The sequence below is a fragment of the Psychrobacter sp. ANT206 genome (assembly GCF_056880555.1).
The window spans coordinates 1,740,300-1,756,181 of the sequence record NZ_CP096271.1 but is presented as its reverse complement, the minus strand read 5'-3'; the positions used below and the strand labels follow the sequence as shown (position 1 = coordinate 1,756,181).

Sequence of the window (15,882 nt, the reverse complement as noted above, 5' to 3'; positions counted from 1 at the left end):
TATACTGATGTGCAAAAGATAAGCTCGAGAGTCTGTAGGAAAATACAGAGGATGATAAATACCAAGTTATTTTCTACAAATATAAGCTCTTCAAACCGATGCGACAATCCTTTAGATAGAGCCTTATAAAGGCTGTGAAATTTCATTCTACTTCTATTAACAGTAGTGTGTTTTTTACCGTAAATCAGCGATATCCCTATCATAAAAATAAGAGCGTAATATGCAATTAGAAATCAATGTTATCGATGCCTTTACTAATACTGTGTTTAAAGGCAATTCAGCGGCAGTGATTATCACAGAAAGTTGGTTGTCTGAGAAGCTCATGCAATCTATTGCTTTTGAAAATAATTTATCAGAAACGGCTTTTATAGTCTTGGATAATAAAAGTACTTATCATATTCGATGGTTTTCACCGCTTACGGAGATTGATTTTTGTGGTCATGCGACCTTGGCTTCTGCCTTTGTACTGTTTAAGAAAAACCCTACTTTGACGTCTATTAAGTTTTCAGCTGAAGCAGTTGGGGTTTTAGCGGTCAAGCAAACCGATCATGATAAAATACAGATGGATTTTCCCAATACTAAGCCTGAGAAAGTCAGTGATATCCCTGATAGTTTGCTGGCAGGATTGTCTATTGTCCCTATTGAAGTCTATAAAAACTCACAGGCATATTTTGTGATTTATGACTCGGAATCTGACGTGTTAAATGTAGAGCGTGATAATGACGCGCTAAAACAACTTGCGCCTCTCGATGTGGTTGTCACTTGTCAGGCTAAATCTGCTGACTACAAAGACTACGATTTTATTTCACGTTATTTCTGGCCTGCCAATGGTGGTGATGAAGATCCAGTTACGGGTTCGGCTCATACTGGACTAGCGCCATTATGGGCACAGCGACTGGGTAAAAATACATTGGTTGCTTATCAAGCGTCAAAACGTGGCGGGGTACTAGACTGTGTGGTTGCAGGAGATAGAGTGCTTATCTCCGGTCATGCTGTGCATTATTTGACGGGATTTATCACGGTCGAGGAGTAAGTTTTGTCTGAATTAAAAACAGTGGGGCTTTTTGCTCTTACTGCATTGGCTGAAATCGCAGGTTGTTATCTGCCTTATCTGTGGCTACGAGAGGGTAAGTCAGTTTGGTTGCTCATACCTGGTGCCCTGAGTTTGATAGCTTTTGTATGGCTGCTGTCATTACATCCCACTGCTGCCGGTAGGGTCTATGCCGCTTATGGCGGTGTTTATATTTCGATGGCGATTTTATGGTTGTGGACAGTGAACGGGATACGTCCAACGACTTGGGATATTGTAGGTTCTGCTATTGCTTTACTGGGCATGGCAATTATTATGTTTGCGCCGCGCAGTGCCTAGCTTATGAGTCAAAGTGCGCAAATTCAAGATTTAGTAAATTCAATATACAGTTAAAATACCCTAAAAACGCTACGGTACTGCTGGTATGAATTTTTTGTAGCTTCTGTCTGCGTAGGCACAGCAAGCAAGAAAAATTCATACCAGCAGTACAATAAGGTATCGATATTGCTTTTCACTGATCATATAAATAAAAAAATGCCAATCAAACCATTAAGCTTGATTGGCATGTTAAGACACTTACTATTAATGCTTTCCTAAGATGCTACCATTATCATCTTTCTTTGATTGCTTAGCCGCTTTTTTCTCTTTTGCCGTTAACAGCGGCTTCTTTTTGACATTCTTCTTACTATCTTGACCTTTACTCATGATGTTTTCCTTTTATGTGACCGATTAATACTTGTTAAAATCAGTATAGCCCTAAGGGTGATTAATAGCTAGCTTCAAGCAAATGGACGCTGGCGTTAATAAGTGCTTACTTACGAATACATCACGATTTGCTATAATGAGCAGCAAGCCGATAAATCGCGGCAAACCTTTATCCTATTATTATTTAGCACAATGATGCTTACTGTTTTGGTTGATTAATTATTATGCGTATCCGTAAACTGTTTAAATTTGAAAACGCCCATATTGTGCGTAACTGTAGCTCTGAGCGCTGCAAACACTCGATTCATGGTCATAGCTATCAGATTGAGCTGATACTTGAGGCCAAGCGTTTAGATCATGGGCAGATGGTCTATGATTTTGGCTTATTAAAATCCTCTATTAAAGACATTATCGACAGCTTTGATCATGCGATTTGTTTTTGGAGTAAAGACGATCCTGAGTACATCGCTGCCTGTAAGAAATTCAGTGCACGCTGGATCAGCTTGCCGGTATCGCCATCAGCAGAGCAGTTCTCGCGGGTGATATTCTTTTGGGCGCAAGAGATTCTACAACAGACGCAAATGCAAAATGGCGAAGCGGATGTCAGCGTATATTCAGTGATTGCGCACGAAACGGCAACTGGTTACGCGCAGTGTTTTGCTGATGATGTGAGCAATGAGCAAATGGGTAAGTTGGTGCTAAAGGATTTCGAATTTAGCGAGCAAGTATGTGCAGAGTGGCATGATTCTGAGCTATATGCCAAACTGATACGTGGTGAGAGTTTCGTTAATCCAGCAGTCACAATGCAAGTACAGGTAGATTGAGTTTAATGAATAATAATCAAACGATTGAAGACGCAGCTATAAGTGGTGGTAAGAACTTGCAGACTTTGACGCTGCATTCAGAAAAAGATACTCAGCGTTTGGCTGAGCAATTGGCAGCTTTGCCGCTGGCAGGTAGTGTGTGGCTGGCAGGAGATTTGGGTGCAGGTAAAACCACATTAACACGCTATTGGTTGCAGGCGCTAGGGCATAAAGGATCGGCGAAAAGTCCGACTTATACCTTGGTTGAGCCTTATAGTATTACCCAAAATGACGGCGCAATTAAACCTGTTTATCATGCTGATTTATATCGTTTGCAAGATCCAGAAGAGCTGTCTTTTATTGGCTTTGATGAGTATTTGGATGAGCCAAATGCGTTGGTTATCATTGAATGGGCGAGCCGTGCGGACAGCTATTTGCCGCTGCCTACTATGTTTATTGATATGACTCAAAGTAATAGCAATGATGATAAAGAATCTCGCCAAGTTGCAATACGATTGTCAAAGGCAGGACAAGCACAAGGTTTTGACTTATCCAGTCTAAATCTTTAGTCCAAATCGTGCTACAGATGTTTAAAGCCTTAAAATCTGCCTCTATTATTTTCAATATATGATACCAATCAATGCTACATAGCCACACCAATACTCGCATTAAAAAACTATCGCCGCTGCTTATTAATCAATTAGCAGCGGGTGAAGTCGTGACGCGTCCAGCAGCTGTGGTCAAAGAGCTCATCGAGAATGCAATTGATGCTCATGCCACAGATATCGAGGTCCGCATTACCCAAGGTGGCATGGGTATGATTGAGGTGATTGATAATGGCGTTGGGATTCATCCTGATGATATGGTGATGGCAGTCACGCGTCATGCCACTAGCAAAGTCGCTGATGTGGCACACTTGCACGGAATTACAACGCTGGGTTTTCGCGGGGAAGCACTGGCAGCGACGGCTGCTGTTTCCCGTTTGACCTTAACCAGTAGTCATAATGACAGCGGTATTGGTCGTCAGTTGCAAGTTGCCGGTATATTGGGCGATACGCCAAAGCTGATACCGGTTGTGCATCATCGCGGTACTACTATTACAGTCAAAGATTTATATTTCAACGTACCAGCACGCCGCGGTAATTTGAAATCTATCGCGACTGAGTTCAGTCATATCGAAACGATTGTCCGTGAAGTAGCTTTAGCACGCGCTGATGTGGCGCTGACGCTTTTTCATGATAATAAAAAACGGATATCACTGTCGGTAAACACTATAAATAAAGATACTGAAAATTATCTGCCGCTATCACGTTTGGAGCAAGCGACTGGATTGGCACTTATAGAGCAGGCAATTGAAATCGCGGTTGATTTATCTAGCCTAACGCAGCAATTTGGAAGTTCTTCTGCTACTCATGCTAATGGTGACTATGCTGATAATGTACGCACTATGCAACCGGCGAGTATTGGCGGTTGGTTGTGGGCAAGTTATGATGCCAACCATAGTTTACCCAAGCTTATTTATGTAAATGGCAGATTGGTAAAAGAAGCATTAATTAGCAATCAGCTTCGTCAAATGGTTCAAAGTGTACAGCTAGCAGGTATGGGTTATGCGCTTTATTTTGAGTTACCAACTCAGTGGCTCAATGTTAATGTTCATCCTTCCAAGCAGCGTATCAAGATTAGCCCACTGAACAATATCATGGCGCATTTAAGTCATGCGGTTCGTGCGAAGCTAAGAACGATTAATACCACGAAAATTGTTCGCTCTAAAGAGGAAGCTCCAAATGATAATATCTCCACAAGAAAGTCGTTTAATGCGTTAGACGCAATAGCATCATATACCAACAATGCAACGGCAAGTCAGCAAGTTCAAGCTCCTAAGCAACCATATCAGCTGTCAGAAAATGAGTCGTTATCCGAAAGTATTAAAGACTTTCATATTGATGAGCCTGTAGAAGATAGTCGTCATGCTGTTAACAGTTACCCTGTAAACACACCGCCTTTACCAGTTTGCTTAGAAGTTATAGATAGTGTCACTGGTCTGGTAGCTTCTTCAGTTATATATAGCCATGACGATAAAGCGCTGCCTTGGTTGCTATTTTATTATCAAGGACAGTGTGCGCTAATTAGCGCTGAGAGATGGCAGTCAAGATTAAAAGTATTGTTTGAGTCAACTGTCTTTAGCAGCACTATGTATGGCAAAGCCAAAGAATTAAATAGCACTACTATTAATCAGCAATTGGCGAAGATAATCAAGCAGATGTCATCACAAGATGTACAAGCTTTTGTATCAGATATGGAAGCTATACTGAGCAAATATGCTATCCACTCTATAGATAGTCATCAATTAGTCACATTGATGTTATCATCTGCGCTTAAATAGCGCTATTGTGAAAATAGCGTATTTTCTATAGTTAGGACATATCGCTGAGCTATCAATAATTTACCTTATTGTTCTTAAAACCATGACCATCAAAGGCAAGTATATGCGACTTTCGTCTGATAGCCTATCTTCTTACTTAAGTCCCAATTTGGCGGACAATAGCGTGGTGTGCTTGATGGCACCAACCGCGAGTGGTAAGACTGCTTTGGCTTACGAGCTTTATGATAGCGGTCGTTATGAGCTGATTTCGGTAGATTCAGCATTGGTGTATCGTGACATGACGGTCGGTACCGCAAAACCAAACGCTGCTGAGCTGGCACGATACCCTCATCATTTGGTCGATATCATTGATCCTATGCAAAGCTATAGTGTCGCTGAGTTTGTCAACGATGTGGCAAGATTGATTGATAGCTGTCATCAGAATGGCAAAATACCCTTGTTGGTCGGCGGTACGATGATGTATTACATGGCATTACTCGACGGACTCTCACCAGTGCCTGATAGTGATGACAGTGTTCGCGCGCGCGTTGAGCAGTGGCGCCAAGATGAGGGTATCAGTGCGCTATATGATTATCTTGGTAAAGTTGATGCTATCAGCCATGAGCGTCTTAATGCAACTGATACCCAGCGTATTACCCGTGCTGTTGAAGTATATTTGCAAACTGATATTCCTATTAGTGACTGGCAGCGTCAGCCCAAGCAAGCATTGGCTCATAATCCCAATCAGCAGTGGCATGCTTTGGCAGTTATGCCAGACCGTCCATGGTTGCATACGCGTATTGAGCAGCGATTAGATATCATGTGGCGTGAAGGGTTAGTAGCAGAGGTTATCAGTTTGCTTGAGCATTATCCTCTGACCCCAAGCTTACCTTCGATGCGCTGTGTTGGTTATCGACAAGTGTTAGAGTATCTGGTACAGACTAATCACCCTGTATTTGAACAGCCCCATTTGGATAAAGCGCAGTTTTATGATGCTTTTGCTCAATCGGAACCATCAAGTAACGAAAGTAAAGAGCAAGATACTACGATTCAAAATAGCATAACTCAGACGCATCTACCAATGGCAAATGACCAAACCGAAGCGCTTGCTTGTCAGCAAATGCAAAATAAGGCATTATATGCTACAAGGCAGTTAGCAAAGCGCCAATACACGTGGCTGCGAAAAGTGATGCAACTGTCTAATACGGCAGCAGTGCCTACAACAGAATCAATAACAGCGTCGTCGACATCCACTGTTGGCTTTGATGATGTGACAGATTTTCAAAAAAATAAGTTAATATTGCACTCATTTAGCACTATGGAGCAGGCGAGAGCGTATTTGGTTTAATGAATGATATCAGTCGTTTGCCTATATCTAGATTTGTCAGACCATTAGTGTTCTGTAATATTAATGGTCGAGCTGTAGTAATAAAAACACAGCATGACCGTATAACATCATACAAAGATACGAAAGTAATGACAATTAGTTTCAAAGTATAATGTATATAACTGTTATAATTTGATTATATGAAAGTGTTAACTGTTGCAAGCGTTGATTGCTTTTTAGTGTTTATTCATCAACATTTGGTGATAGAGGTGACCCATGCAACACTTGGTTACTTAATTTATGAAAATAACGACATATTCACGATAAAGTAGAATGACTTAACAAGCTTTAGCACTTATTTAGATACGTTTTATAAATAAAACTTATTATTGTATCTACCCTTAGCCATTATAATTGCAGTAACCCTTAAAATAATTGGCGCTAACAATAATTATATAATATTTAGGAGAGATTTCATGTCAAAAGGACAAACTTTACAAGATCCGTTCTTGAACTCACTACGCAAAGATCGCATTCCTGTTTCTATTTTTTTAGTGAACGGTATTAAGCTGCAAGGTCAAATAGAATCATTCGATCAGTATGTAGTTTTGCTGAAAAACACCGTCAGTCAGATGGTATATAAGCATGCTATCTCAACAGTCGTCCCAGCACGTAATCCTCGTAGCAGCACAACGCCAAGCGCGACTACTCAAAGCCAAGGCGCAGCACCAATGGGCTATCCGAGTCAAAGCGGCGGCGTGAGTAGTGGTTTTGAGCGTGGCAGTAGCGTAAATCCAGCTACTGGCGGCGGCTTTGAAGAACGTGGTTTTGCCAATCGTAGTGGCTTTAATCGTGGAGGCTTTAGTCAAGGCCAAGAGCGCGGCTTTGAGCGTGGTAGCTTTGGTCAAGGTCAAGAGCGCGGTTTTGAGCGTGGTGGTTTTGGTCAAGATCGTGGTTTTGAAGCGCCGTCAGAGAATGTGGGTTATGACAACAAACCTAATGACGAATCTGGTGATAGCAACTCTTAGACCCTCCTACTAAGACATGAGATATCCTATTGAGACCTACTATTATAGTGGGTTTTTTTGTATTGATATTCTTATAAGCAATGACATTTTAATGCGTCCAAGATAGCCTTATGGCTGTATTCCTACAGCATCATATTAATATTGACCATAATTATTAATATGGTTCATAGTATTATAAAATGTATAGTAAAATGATTCATCAAATTATAAGAATATAGCCAAAAATATAGAGTCATTGAAAACAAAAAATTAATAAAATATAGAGCCACTGTATGAATAGTCCTGAACGCAATCTAACCCATGAGCAATTTATTAGTACCGCTATTGATGCCATCAATACTGAAAAGGCGGCACTAGCATTACTGACCGAGCAAATAGATGATAGATTCGCTCAGGCTTGTGACATCATTTTGGCATGTCAAGGTCGTGTGGTTGTGACAGGGATGGGTAAGTCGGGATTGATTGGTCGTAAGATAGCGGCGACATTTGCGTCCACTGGTACGCCATCGTTCTTTATGCATCCTGGTGAAGCAGGGCATGGTGACCTCGGAATGTTGGTCAAAGGGGATGTGTTGCTTGCCATCTCTAACTCTGGCGAGTCAGATGAGATCAAAATGCTCTTGCCTGTGGTCAAGCACTTAAATATTCCGCTGATTAGTATCAGTCGAGATAAACGAGGTATGCTGCCACATGCTGCGGATATTATCTTGACTCTTGGTAAGTCGCAAGAAGCTTGCCCGCTCAATCTTGCTCCTACCTCAAGTACCACAGCAACTCTAGCACTCGGTGACGCATTGGCAGTTGCCTTAGTGCATGCCCGCAATTTTACCTCAGAAGATTTTGCGTTATCGCATCCTGCAGGTGCATTGGGTCGTCAATTACTGACCCGCGTAGAAGATTTGATGCATACTAAAACAGAGGACTTGCCACTCATCAATCAGCAAGCACCGTTACAAGAAGCATTATTTATCATGTCAGCTGGGCGATTGGGCATGACGGTGGTCACAGATGATGAGAAAAAAGTAGTCGGTATATTTACCGATGGTGATTTAAGGCGAGGATTGGAAAAAGGCATTGATTTGCAGACCCCGATGCGTGAGCTGATGGTGAGTAGCCCTCGTCGTATCAGTAAATCCATGCGAGCATCAGATGCGCTTAGCGTGATGAATGAGAATGCTATCAGTCAATTGCTTATTATCGATGATGACCAGCGCCTAGAAGCAATTATTACGGTACATGATTTACTACAAGCTGGTGTAAAATAAACGTTATATTAGAATAGCTATTAATAAAAGAGATGACTGATGCAAGACTTAATCAAGAAAGCCGGACAAGTGAAGTTATTGGTCATGGACGTTGATGGTATTTTATCAAATGGTCAAATTATCTATGATGCCAATGGTGTTGAGACCAAAGCGTTTTCTGTCTATGATGGTGTAGGCATCAAGTCATTAGCCCGTTATGGTATTTTGACTGCGATTATTACCGGTCGTAGCAGTTCTATGGTCGATAAACGCGCCACTGAAATTGGTGTAGATTATATTGTCCAAGGACGTGATGATAAGTTAGTAGCATTAAACGAGCTGCTTGCAAGCCTTGATCCGGCACTTAATATCACGGCTGCTGATTGCGCTTATATGGGTGATGATTTGCCAGATATCAAAGCCATGCAAACAGTAGGATTTGCTGCTACTGTGCCAAATGCCCAAGCAGAGGTTATCAATCGCAGTGATATGGTAACCACGCGAGCCGGCGGTACAGGCGCCGTACGTGAAGTATGTGATCTCATTTTAAAGGGTCATGGACATTACCAAGACTTTATCGCGCACTATACGCTTGATGAAGTAAAAAATCAGGATGACTTATCGTGAATACTCGTGTTTTAATAGTCATTACCTTGATCATCGCTGGTCTTGCTGGTTGGTTTTTTAAGCAGCAAGGGGACATTACGCCGCCAGTCAATATTGAAACCTCTGATGTCGATTATGAAGCAACAGATATTAAAGCGGTACAAACCAATGAGCAAGGCGAGACCGAATATGAGCTGAGTGCTGAGTCATTGACGCACAATCCGGTGACCAATAAAGATGAGATGAAAGGCATTACCATGAACTGGGAACCGTCAGATGAGCAGCGTTATCGTATTGAAGCGGGTACAGCGGCTATCAGTCAGCAGACGGGCGAGCTGAGCTTATCGGGCGGTTTCTCTTTAATCAGTGAAGGTAAAACAGCTAAGCCTGAAGTTGAACCTATTAAGGTCACTGGTGCCACATTGAAAGGCAATACCAAGTCAGGTCAAGTGTATAGTAATGAGCCAGTTAAGGTTGAACAAGGTATGAACCGTTTTGAGGCATCGAGTATGAAAGCCAATCTTGAAACGGGCGACTATGAATTTGGTCAAGTGGCTGTCTCTTTTACGCCCGCTGATCGTCAAGACAAAGCCCTGTTTTAATTAGCATATTATTCAGTGAAGCATCTAGCAGGAAGTTTGCAAACTCTACTACCCATTATAAAACGAGTAATTTTCATGAAATCTAATTCTTTGCCTACTTTACGCTTGCTATCGACACGCTCTATTCAAGTGTCGCATAGATTGCGTGCACTGCCAGTGGTTATGCTGTTGGCGCTGCCACTATACAGCCATGCTTTGCCATCAGATGCCAATCAGCCTATTAAATTATTGGCAGACAAAGCCACTTATAGTGAGCGTAGCGGTATTACAAGTTATTCTGGTACAGTAGTTATTACTCAAGGTACGTTTAAGATGACCGCTGATAATATCACGGTCAATTTATCACAAGGTCGAAGTATCAATTCTGCAGTAGCAACAGGGCGTCCAGCGACGATGCAGCAAGTTGTGACGCAAGAAAAAGGTCTGGCAAAAGGTCAGGCAAATAAGATTGACTATAATGCTGTGACGGGTATCGTGACGCTAACGGGCAATGCAAAATTGGTACAAAATGGTGCAAGCTTCGCAGGTAATGTCATTCGTTATAGCCTAAAAGCTGGTGATGTGGAAGCGACTGCTGGCGGCAATCAGCGCGTCGAATTGGTATTCCCGCCTAACAATAGTACCAGCCAGAGTGGTATACGTTAGGCTATATGACGACTTAAGTCATAACACCTGCGATAAATATAAACAAAAGACTAAACATTTCAGTGGTTGCTATCCATTTAAATGCGACCACCTTATGAGTAAGTTATGAATGATAATAAAAATAATGCCAGTTTAGTAGAAAACCAAACCATAACAGCGAATGAGACTGTTGAGCCGGTCGCTCGTTTGTCGATGCAAAACTTGGGTAAGCGCTATGGTAAACGATGGGTCGTCAAAGATGTTTCATTCTCTGTTGAGCAAGGGCAAGTTGTTGGATTGTTAGGTCCAAATGGAGCAGGTAAAACGACCAGCTTTTATATGGTAGTCGGACTGGTCAATATGGATAAAGGTCGTGTCACCTTGGGAAATATGGACTTATCTAAATATGCTATGCATGAGCGTGCGCGTGCCGGTATTGGTTATTTACCGCAAGAAGCCTCTATTTTTCGTAAGCTATCCATTGAAGACAATATTTTAGCCATTTTACAAACTCGTAAAGATTTGAATGGTAACCAGCAGCGTCAAGAGCTTGAAAAGCTCATTGGTGATTTTCACTTAGAACATGTACGAAAGTCTCTAGGTATGAGCGTATCAGGCGGTGAGCGTCGTCGTTGTGAGATTGCTCGCGCTCTAGCAGCTGACCCCAAGTTTATCTTATTAGACGAGCCTTTTGCCGGTGTAGATCCTATCTCTGTTGGCGATATCAAAGATGTCATTTTAGCGCTCAAACGACGTGGTATCGGTGTGTTAATCACTGATCACAATGTTCGTGAGACTTTAGCGATTTGTGAAAAAGCCTATATCGTATCAGAAGGTGCTATCATTGCTGAGGGTACCTCAGAAGAAGTTCTGGAAAATGAGCTGGTGAAATCTGTGTATCTTGGTAAAGATTTTCAGGTATAGACTAATTGATTGATTACTGAATTATGCTGACATAAGATTTGTTACTTTGCATTCTTAGTCAGCCATCTCTATATTGTGCCGTTCGCAAAAATCCTTCTATAAAACATTGCTTCTTACAGCAACTGCTTGTTTATCTTAATATTTATACTTTAGTTCTTATCTTCAAAAATATGCTTATAAGCGTCATTCCCTTTCATATACTCTCTCTTTTAAACTTGAACACCTGCATAAGGCTTCTATATTATGGCAAAAAATAAAACCAGTTATGTCTGTCAAGCTTGCGGTGCTCATTTTGGCAAGTGGGCAGGGCAATGCAGTGATTGCGGCGAATGGAATACCTTGACTGAAGCGCCTAACGTCAGTATGCCACATCATAATAAAAACGTAGCAAAGCCCAATGCTGGTCGCGCCATACCTCGTAATGCAAGTGGTGCTGGTACACCGGCGGGCAATTATGCAGGAACGCATAGTGCTGTGATGCCGCTCAATGCGGTGAGCGTAGGTTTAGATACTAGGTTGCCGACGGGTATTAGTGAGTTTGATCGTGTGTTGGGCGGTGGATTGGTTGCAGGTTCTGTGGTACTGATTGGCGGAGACCCCGGTATTGGAAAATCGACCATTCTATTGCAAACTGCGACCAATATGGCAAAAGCGGATTCACTGGCAGGTAGCGCTCTGTATGTGACTGGTGAGGAATCATTGGCACAGGTTGCTATGCGGGCAAAGCGCTTGGATTTACCTGCGGACAGACTTCGTGTGCTTGCTGAAACCAATGTCGAGACTATTTGTGCCGCCTTGACTCAAGAGCAGCCAGCGATTGCTATTATTGATTCTATTCAAACTATTTATACTGAAGCGATTAACTCTGCACCAGGCGGGGTCAGTCAAATTCGAGAGTCAGCGGCGATTTTGACACGTTATGCTAAGCAAACGGGTACGGCGCTGTTTCTAGTGGGACATGTCACCAAAGAAGGAACACTTGCTGGTCCACGCGTTCTTGAGCATATGGTCGATACGGTATTGTACTTTGAGGGTCAGTCTGATTCGCGTTTTCGTATGATTCGTGCCGTTAAAAACCGTTTTGGCGCGGTCAATGAGCTAGGTATTTTTGGCATGACGGATATGGGACTAAAAGAGGTTGCCAATCCATCAGCGATATTTTTGAGTCGCTATGACAAGCCCGTGGCGGGTTCTGTGGTTATGGTCAGCCGAGAAGGCACAAGACCGCTATTGGTAGAGGTACAAGCCTTGGTTGATGACTCTCAAGGATCACCAAGACGTATGGCATTAGGATTAGACTTTCAGCGCTTGTCTATGCTGTTAGCAGTGATGCATCGCCATGGCGGTATCCATACTAGCGGGCAAGATGTGTATGTCAACGTCGTGGGCGGTGTTAAAGTGATAGAAACTGGGTCGGACTTGGCAGTATTATTAGCCTGTGCATCTAGCATTAGAGAAAAAGCCTTGCCATCGTCGTTGGCGGTCTTTGGTGAAGTGGGGTTATCAGGAGAAATTCGTCCTGTACCCAATGGACAAGAGCGTTTAAAGGAAGCCATGAAGCATGGTTTTAAGCATGCCATTATTCCTAAAGCCAATGCGCCTGCCAAAGATGCGCCGCAGTTTAAAGGCATTAATGTCATTGCAGTCGAACGTCTTGATGATGCGATTGCGAGTGCATTCGAGTTATAGTTTGTTGATCTAACATTTATAACTATAAACCTTATAAATTTAAGACACGAAAAAGCGCCTAACTATCAATTAGTTAGGCGCTTTTAGTTAAATCTAAAAATATTTGTACAAAACCGTTAAAGGCTTAAACCGCGAATGGTCTAAAACGTTAATGGTTTAAGAAGAAGGTCCTGAAACACGTTCAATAGCGACGTTGCCGACACCTTTAGCAGTAATACCAAGTTTTTTGGCAGCACCATAAGATAAATCCATCACACGATTACCATGGAACGGACCACGATCATTTACTTTAACGATGACGCTTTTACCATTGGTTTTGTTAGTCACTCTAACATAGCAGTTTAATGGCAATGAGCGATGTGCAGCCGTTAAACCATTCATATCAAAAGTTTCACCACTGGCGGTTTTGCGACCATGAAACTGGCGACCATACCAAGAAGCTAAACCGGTTTGCTTGAATTTACTGACAGAGTTAGAGGCAACAGCTGTTAAGCGCTCTAACACATCTTCATCATTACTGACTTGGGCGGTATCACTGGCTAACAGTGAGCTGCTAAGCGCTAATGAAGCAGGTTGGCGTGCAGACTTGACTAAGCTTGATGCGCCATCATGTTGACGACTAAGTTCACCAAGTACGCGGTCGATATGGGAGGCGTTATCTTGCGAGATCATAGCAAGGGAGGTTCTTGATTCTACAGCATTTGCATTAGAAGCGATTGCAGAGCCAGCAAATAGTACCGCTGACATTGTAAGTAAACCAGATAAACGCTTATTCATAAATACCTCTATGACTTATACCTTAGAACCTAACTCTAAAAACATCTTAGATTGAGCGAGATAGTGTTAGACCAATCTAACAATACCGCAAACTCCAAAACCGATATCAATCTATCTTCTTTATAATGACTGATTTTATCATTCGGCTTTTATAAGTTCTAACGTATGGTAATTTTTAATTCATGATCATAACTGGATTGATGATTGTAAATAATCCACTTATGACACGCTCAAATGATAGTTAACAATCTTAATTAAAATATTCATCAACAACTAAAATCAGATACTAATATTCGATAAACAGCCTTTTTAACATTGCTAAGTTAATAAAGGGTTTCGAGAGTTTTACGTATGAGTTTGTTATTAAACCGTTAATTAAGTAGTGACTTTGAAAGTCTAAAATCTACAAGTTGCTAACTATACGGATGAGCTACAACGACAATATAATTAAATGCTAACTTTCTTAGTAGGTCTGTACGGGTTATGTATAAATGACACTAAGACGAGATTAACGCAAATAATTGTAAAAGACAAGGAATAAAACAGACTGGTATTCAATCCTAAATACTGAATATTAGGTATAATTTGCAAGAATGGTATTTGAAAATATTAGTAATTAAATCATAATCTTATATATTTATAGGGAGTAATAAAATTATAGTTTTTATCACAGTTCATGCATAATTGATTACAAATAAGATGGGCAAAAATGAACTTATTTACTAAGATTTTTGCACATTCTATCTTTACGTATAGTTACTTAGTAATTAGATTTTAAGTCAAATTTGTACGGTTATTTGTTAATCGATTCAATTTTGAAACATGCTATGTTATGTTTTCTTTATGTATTCAGCCATCTATGTATCATCGCCATTTTTACTATTTTAGATACTGACATAAGCTATTGAATACTTAATTTCTGAAAAATCCATTGCACCTTGATATAGCTTATAGGGGGTATAAAAAAAGAGACCGTATTATTAAAATATTGTCTCTTTAGATATAAAAACAGAGATACTTAGTCTGACTTGTGCGTATGAATGGACATCAGTAAACCAAAACCTGCCATTAAAGTAACAATGGCAGTACCACCATAACTGATAAAAGGCAGAGGTACGCCAACGACAGGTAAAATACCGCCGACCATACCAACATTGACAAAGACATACACAAAAAATGACATCGCAATCGCGCCTGCTAATAGTCGGCTATAAGTATCAGGATGAGAAAAGGCGATATATAAGGCGCGGGTCAATAAGCATGCATAAATAAACATCAATAGTATGACGCCAAGCAAGCCAAACTCTTCAGAGAAAGCCGCGATAATAAAGTCGGTATGACCTTCTGGTAAGAAATGCAAATGCGACTGCGTACCCTCTAAATAGCCTTTACCCGTTAGGCCGCCGGAGCCGATAGCAGTTTTGGACTGAATGATATTCCAGCCAGCACCTTGCACATCTGCCTCAGGATTGAATAGTGTGAGTACACGGGTACGCTGATAGTCGTGTAACAAAAAATTCCAAGCAAAGGCAACAAGCGGGATCGACAAAGCAACCGCACCAGCTATCAGTTGCCACGATAGCCCTGCCAAAAACAGCACAAAGATACCGCTAGCAGCGACTAATAATGAAGTGCCAAGATCTGGCTCTTTAGCGATTAATAAGACTGGCACCACAATTAACGCCAAGGTAATGCCGATACTGGGTAGTGAAGGGGGCAGATCACGCTTAGACAAAAACCACGCACACATCATAGGCATGCCAAGCTTCATAAACTCTGAGGGCTGCACACTACCAAATCCTGGTAGATTAATCCAGCGCTGCGCCCCCATGCGTACTTCACCGATAATATCAACCAACACCAGTAGTATCAGACCTAATACATAAAAGATGGGCGTAAAGGTACGATAAAGGCTCGGTGGTATCTGCGCCATGATAAACATAACGGTAAAAGCGACACCATAGCTGACCATTTGTCGTAGCACCATACTCGTATCTTGAGCGGCTGCACTATATAAAATCGTTAGCCCAATACAACAAACGGTCAATAATAAAAGGGTCAACCAAGGGTCAATATGACTACGTTGCCAAAAGGTCGGTGTCTGACCTTGACCGAAATGGTGGCTCTGTCGGGAAAAACGATATTGCGGGTTAGAAGACAT

Annotated in this window: 15 protein-coding genes and 1 pseudogene; 13 read left to right on the top strand and 3 right to left on the bottom strand. The window is 41.6% G+C overall.

Annotation, left to right across the window (positions count from 1 at the left end; genetic code table 11):
* Window positions 1–220: 220 nt before the first annotated feature.
* Window positions 221–1,033, top strand: coding sequence for a PhzF family phenazine biosynthesis protein (locus tag M0221_RS07325; RefSeq protein ID WP_483283412.1), 813 nt, complete (start codon window positions 221–223; stop codon window positions 1,031–1,033).
* 3 nt (window positions 1,034–1,036) lie between these two features.
* Window positions 1,037–1,369 (top strand): YnfA family protein, encoded by a 333-nt coding sequence (locus M0221_RS07320; RefSeq protein ID WP_483283411.1) that lies wholly within the window; start codon window positions 1,037–1,039, stop codon window positions 1,367–1,369.
* A gap of 243 nt (window positions 1,370–1,612) precedes the next feature.
* Here the strand turns inward: M0221_RS07320 and M0221_RS07315 are convergent, their stop codons facing one another.
* Window positions 1,613–1,735: a hypothetical protein gene (locus M0221_RS07315; RefSeq protein WP_020443648.1), complete on the bottom strand. Its 123-nt coding sequence runs from the start codon at window positions 1,733–1,735 to the stop codon at window positions 1,613–1,615.
* A gap of 224 nt (window positions 1,736–1,959) precedes the next feature.
* On the opposite strand from M0221_RS07315, the gene M0221_RS07310 reads away from it, so the two are divergent.
* The 11 genes from M0221_RS07310 to radA all read left to right on the top strand — a co-directional run bounded on the left by M0221_RS07310 (window position 1,960) and on the right by radA (window position 12,944).
* The gene (locus tag M0221_RS07310; RefSeq protein WP_483283410.1) at window positions 1,960–2,559 is read left to right on the top strand and encodes a 6-pyruvoyl trahydropterin synthase family protein; all 600 of its coding nucleotides are present in this window, start codon (window positions 1,960–1,962) and stop codon (window positions 2,557–2,559) included.
* 5 nt (window positions 2,560–2,564) lie between these two features.
* Window positions 2,565–3,107 (top strand): tRNA (adenosine(37)-N6)-threonylcarbamoyltransferase complex ATPase subunit type 1 TsaE, encoded by a 543-nt coding sequence (gene tsaE, locus M0221_RS07305; protein ID WP_483283409.1) that lies wholly within the window; start codon window positions 2,565–2,567, stop codon window positions 3,105–3,107.
* Between the two features lie 71 nt (window positions 3,108–3,178).
* Window positions 3,179–4,921: a DNA mismatch repair endonuclease MutL gene (mutL, locus tag M0221_RS07300; protein WP_483283408.1), complete on the top strand. Its 1,743-nt coding sequence runs from the start codon at window positions 3,179–3,181 to the stop codon at window positions 4,919–4,921.
* Between the two features lie 103 nt (window positions 4,922–5,024).
* Window positions 5,025–6,248, top strand: a complete 1,224-nt coding sequence (gene miaA / locus M0221_RS07295) for a tRNA (adenosine(37)-N6)-dimethylallyltransferase MiaA (protein ID WP_483283407.1) — start codon at window positions 5,025–5,027, stop codon at window positions 6,246–6,248.
* Between the two features lie 455 nt (window positions 6,249–6,703).
* Complete coding sequence (gene hfq / locus M0221_RS07290) at window positions 6,704–7,255, top strand: RNA chaperone Hfq (protein ID WP_483283406.1); 552 nt, start codon at window positions 6,704–6,706, stop codon at window positions 7,253–7,255.
* Between the two features lie 272 nt (window positions 7,256–7,527).
* Window positions 7,528–8,520, top strand: coding sequence for a KpsF/GutQ family sugar-phosphate isomerase (locus tag M0221_RS07285; RefSeq protein ID WP_149491721.1), 993 nt, complete (start codon window positions 7,528–7,530; stop codon window positions 8,518–8,520).
* A 39-nt stretch (window positions 8,521–8,559) separates the two neighbouring features.
* Window positions 8,560–9,126, top strand: a complete 567-nt coding sequence (locus M0221_RS07280) for a KdsC family phosphatase (protein WP_149409482.1) — start codon at window positions 8,560–8,562, stop codon at window positions 9,124–9,126.
* Window positions 9,123–9,707, top strand: a complete 585-nt coding sequence (gene lptC / locus M0221_RS07275; protein WP_440824618.1) for an LPS export ABC transporter periplasmic protein LptC — start codon at window positions 9,123–9,125, stop codon at window positions 9,705–9,707. The genes M0221_RS07280 and lptC overlap by 4 nt, the downstream gene beginning before the upstream one ends.
* Window positions 9,708–9,782: 75 nt before the next feature.
* Window positions 9,783–10,352, top strand: a complete 570-nt coding sequence (gene lptA, locus M0221_RS07270; RefSeq protein ID WP_011513820.1) for a lipopolysaccharide transport periplasmic protein LptA — start codon at window positions 9,783–9,785, stop codon at window positions 10,350–10,352.
* A 105-nt stretch (window positions 10,353–10,457) separates the two neighbouring features.
* Entirely contained in the window at window positions 10,458–11,255 is a 798-nt protein-coding gene (lptB, locus tag M0221_RS07265) for an LPS export ABC transporter ATP-binding protein (RefSeq protein WP_440824616.1), read from the top strand.
* Between the two features lie 243 nt (window positions 11,256–11,498).
* Window positions 11,499–12,944, top strand: coding sequence for a DNA repair protein RadA (gene radA / locus M0221_RS07260; RefSeq protein ID WP_483283405.1), 1,446 nt, complete (start codon window positions 11,499–11,501; stop codon window positions 12,942–12,944).
* Window positions 12,945–13,100: 156 nt separating this feature from the next.
* Here the strand turns inward: radA and M0221_RS07255 are convergent.
* A pseudogene (locus M0221_RS07255) lies at window positions 13,101–13,448 on the bottom strand (septal ring lytic transglycosylase RlpA family protein); the annotation flags it as partial.
* A 1,291-nt stretch (window positions 13,449–14,739) separates the two neighbouring features.
* Window positions 14,740–15,882, bottom strand: coding sequence for a rod shape-determining protein RodA (gene rodA / locus M0221_RS07250; protein WP_011513816.1), 1,143 nt, complete (start codon window positions 15,880–15,882; stop codon window positions 14,740–14,742).

Bases quoted from the DNA above. Each gene is read 5' to 3' on its own strand.
- M0221_RS07325 (WP_483283412.1), top strand. From the start codon at position 221: ATGCAATTAGAAATCAATGTTATCGATGCCTTTACTAATACTGTGTTT.
- M0221_RS07310 (WP_483283410.1), top strand. From the start codon at position 1,960: ATGCGTATCCGTAAACTGTTTAAATTTGAAAACGCCCATATTGTGCGT.
- tsaE (WP_483283409.1), top strand. From the start codon at position 2,565: ATGAATAATAATCAAACGATTGAAGACGCAGCTATAAGTGGTGGTAAG.
- M0221_RS07285 (WP_149491721.1), top strand. From the start codon at position 7,528: ATGAATAGTCCTGAACGCAATCTAACCCATGAGCAATTTATTAGTACC.
- lptA (WP_011513820.1), top strand. From the start codon at position 9,783: ATGAAATCTAATTCTTTGCCTACTTTACGCTTGCTATCGACACGCTCT.
- rodA (WP_011513816.1), bottom strand. From the start codon at position 15,882: ATGTCTTCTAACCCGCAATATCGTTTTTCCCGACAGAGCCACCATTTC.
- M0221_RS07280 (WP_149409482.1), top strand. From the start codon at position 8,560: ATGCAAGACTTAATCAAGAAAGCCGGACAAGTGAAGTTATTGGTCATG.
- lptB (WP_440824616.1), top strand. From the start codon at position 10,458: ATGAATGATAATAAAAATAATGCCAGTTTAGTAGAAAACCAAACCATA.
- radA (WP_483283405.1), top strand. From the start codon at position 11,499: ATGGCAAAAAATAAAACCAGTTATGTCTGTCAAGCTTGCGGTGCTCAT.
- M0221_RS07315 (WP_020443648.1), bottom strand. From the start codon at position 1,735: ATGAGTAAAGGTCAAGATAGTAAGAAGAATGTCAAAAAGAAGCCGCTG.
- hfq (WP_483283406.1), top strand. From the start codon at position 6,704: ATGTCAAAAGGACAAACTTTACAAGATCCGTTCTTGAACTCACTACGC.
- mutL (WP_483283408.1), top strand. From the start codon at position 3,179: ATGCTACATAGCCACACCAATACTCGCATTAAAAAACTATCGCCGCTG.
- miaA (WP_483283407.1), top strand. From the start codon at position 5,025: ATGCGACTTTCGTCTGATAGCCTATCTTCTTACTTAAGTCCCAATTTG.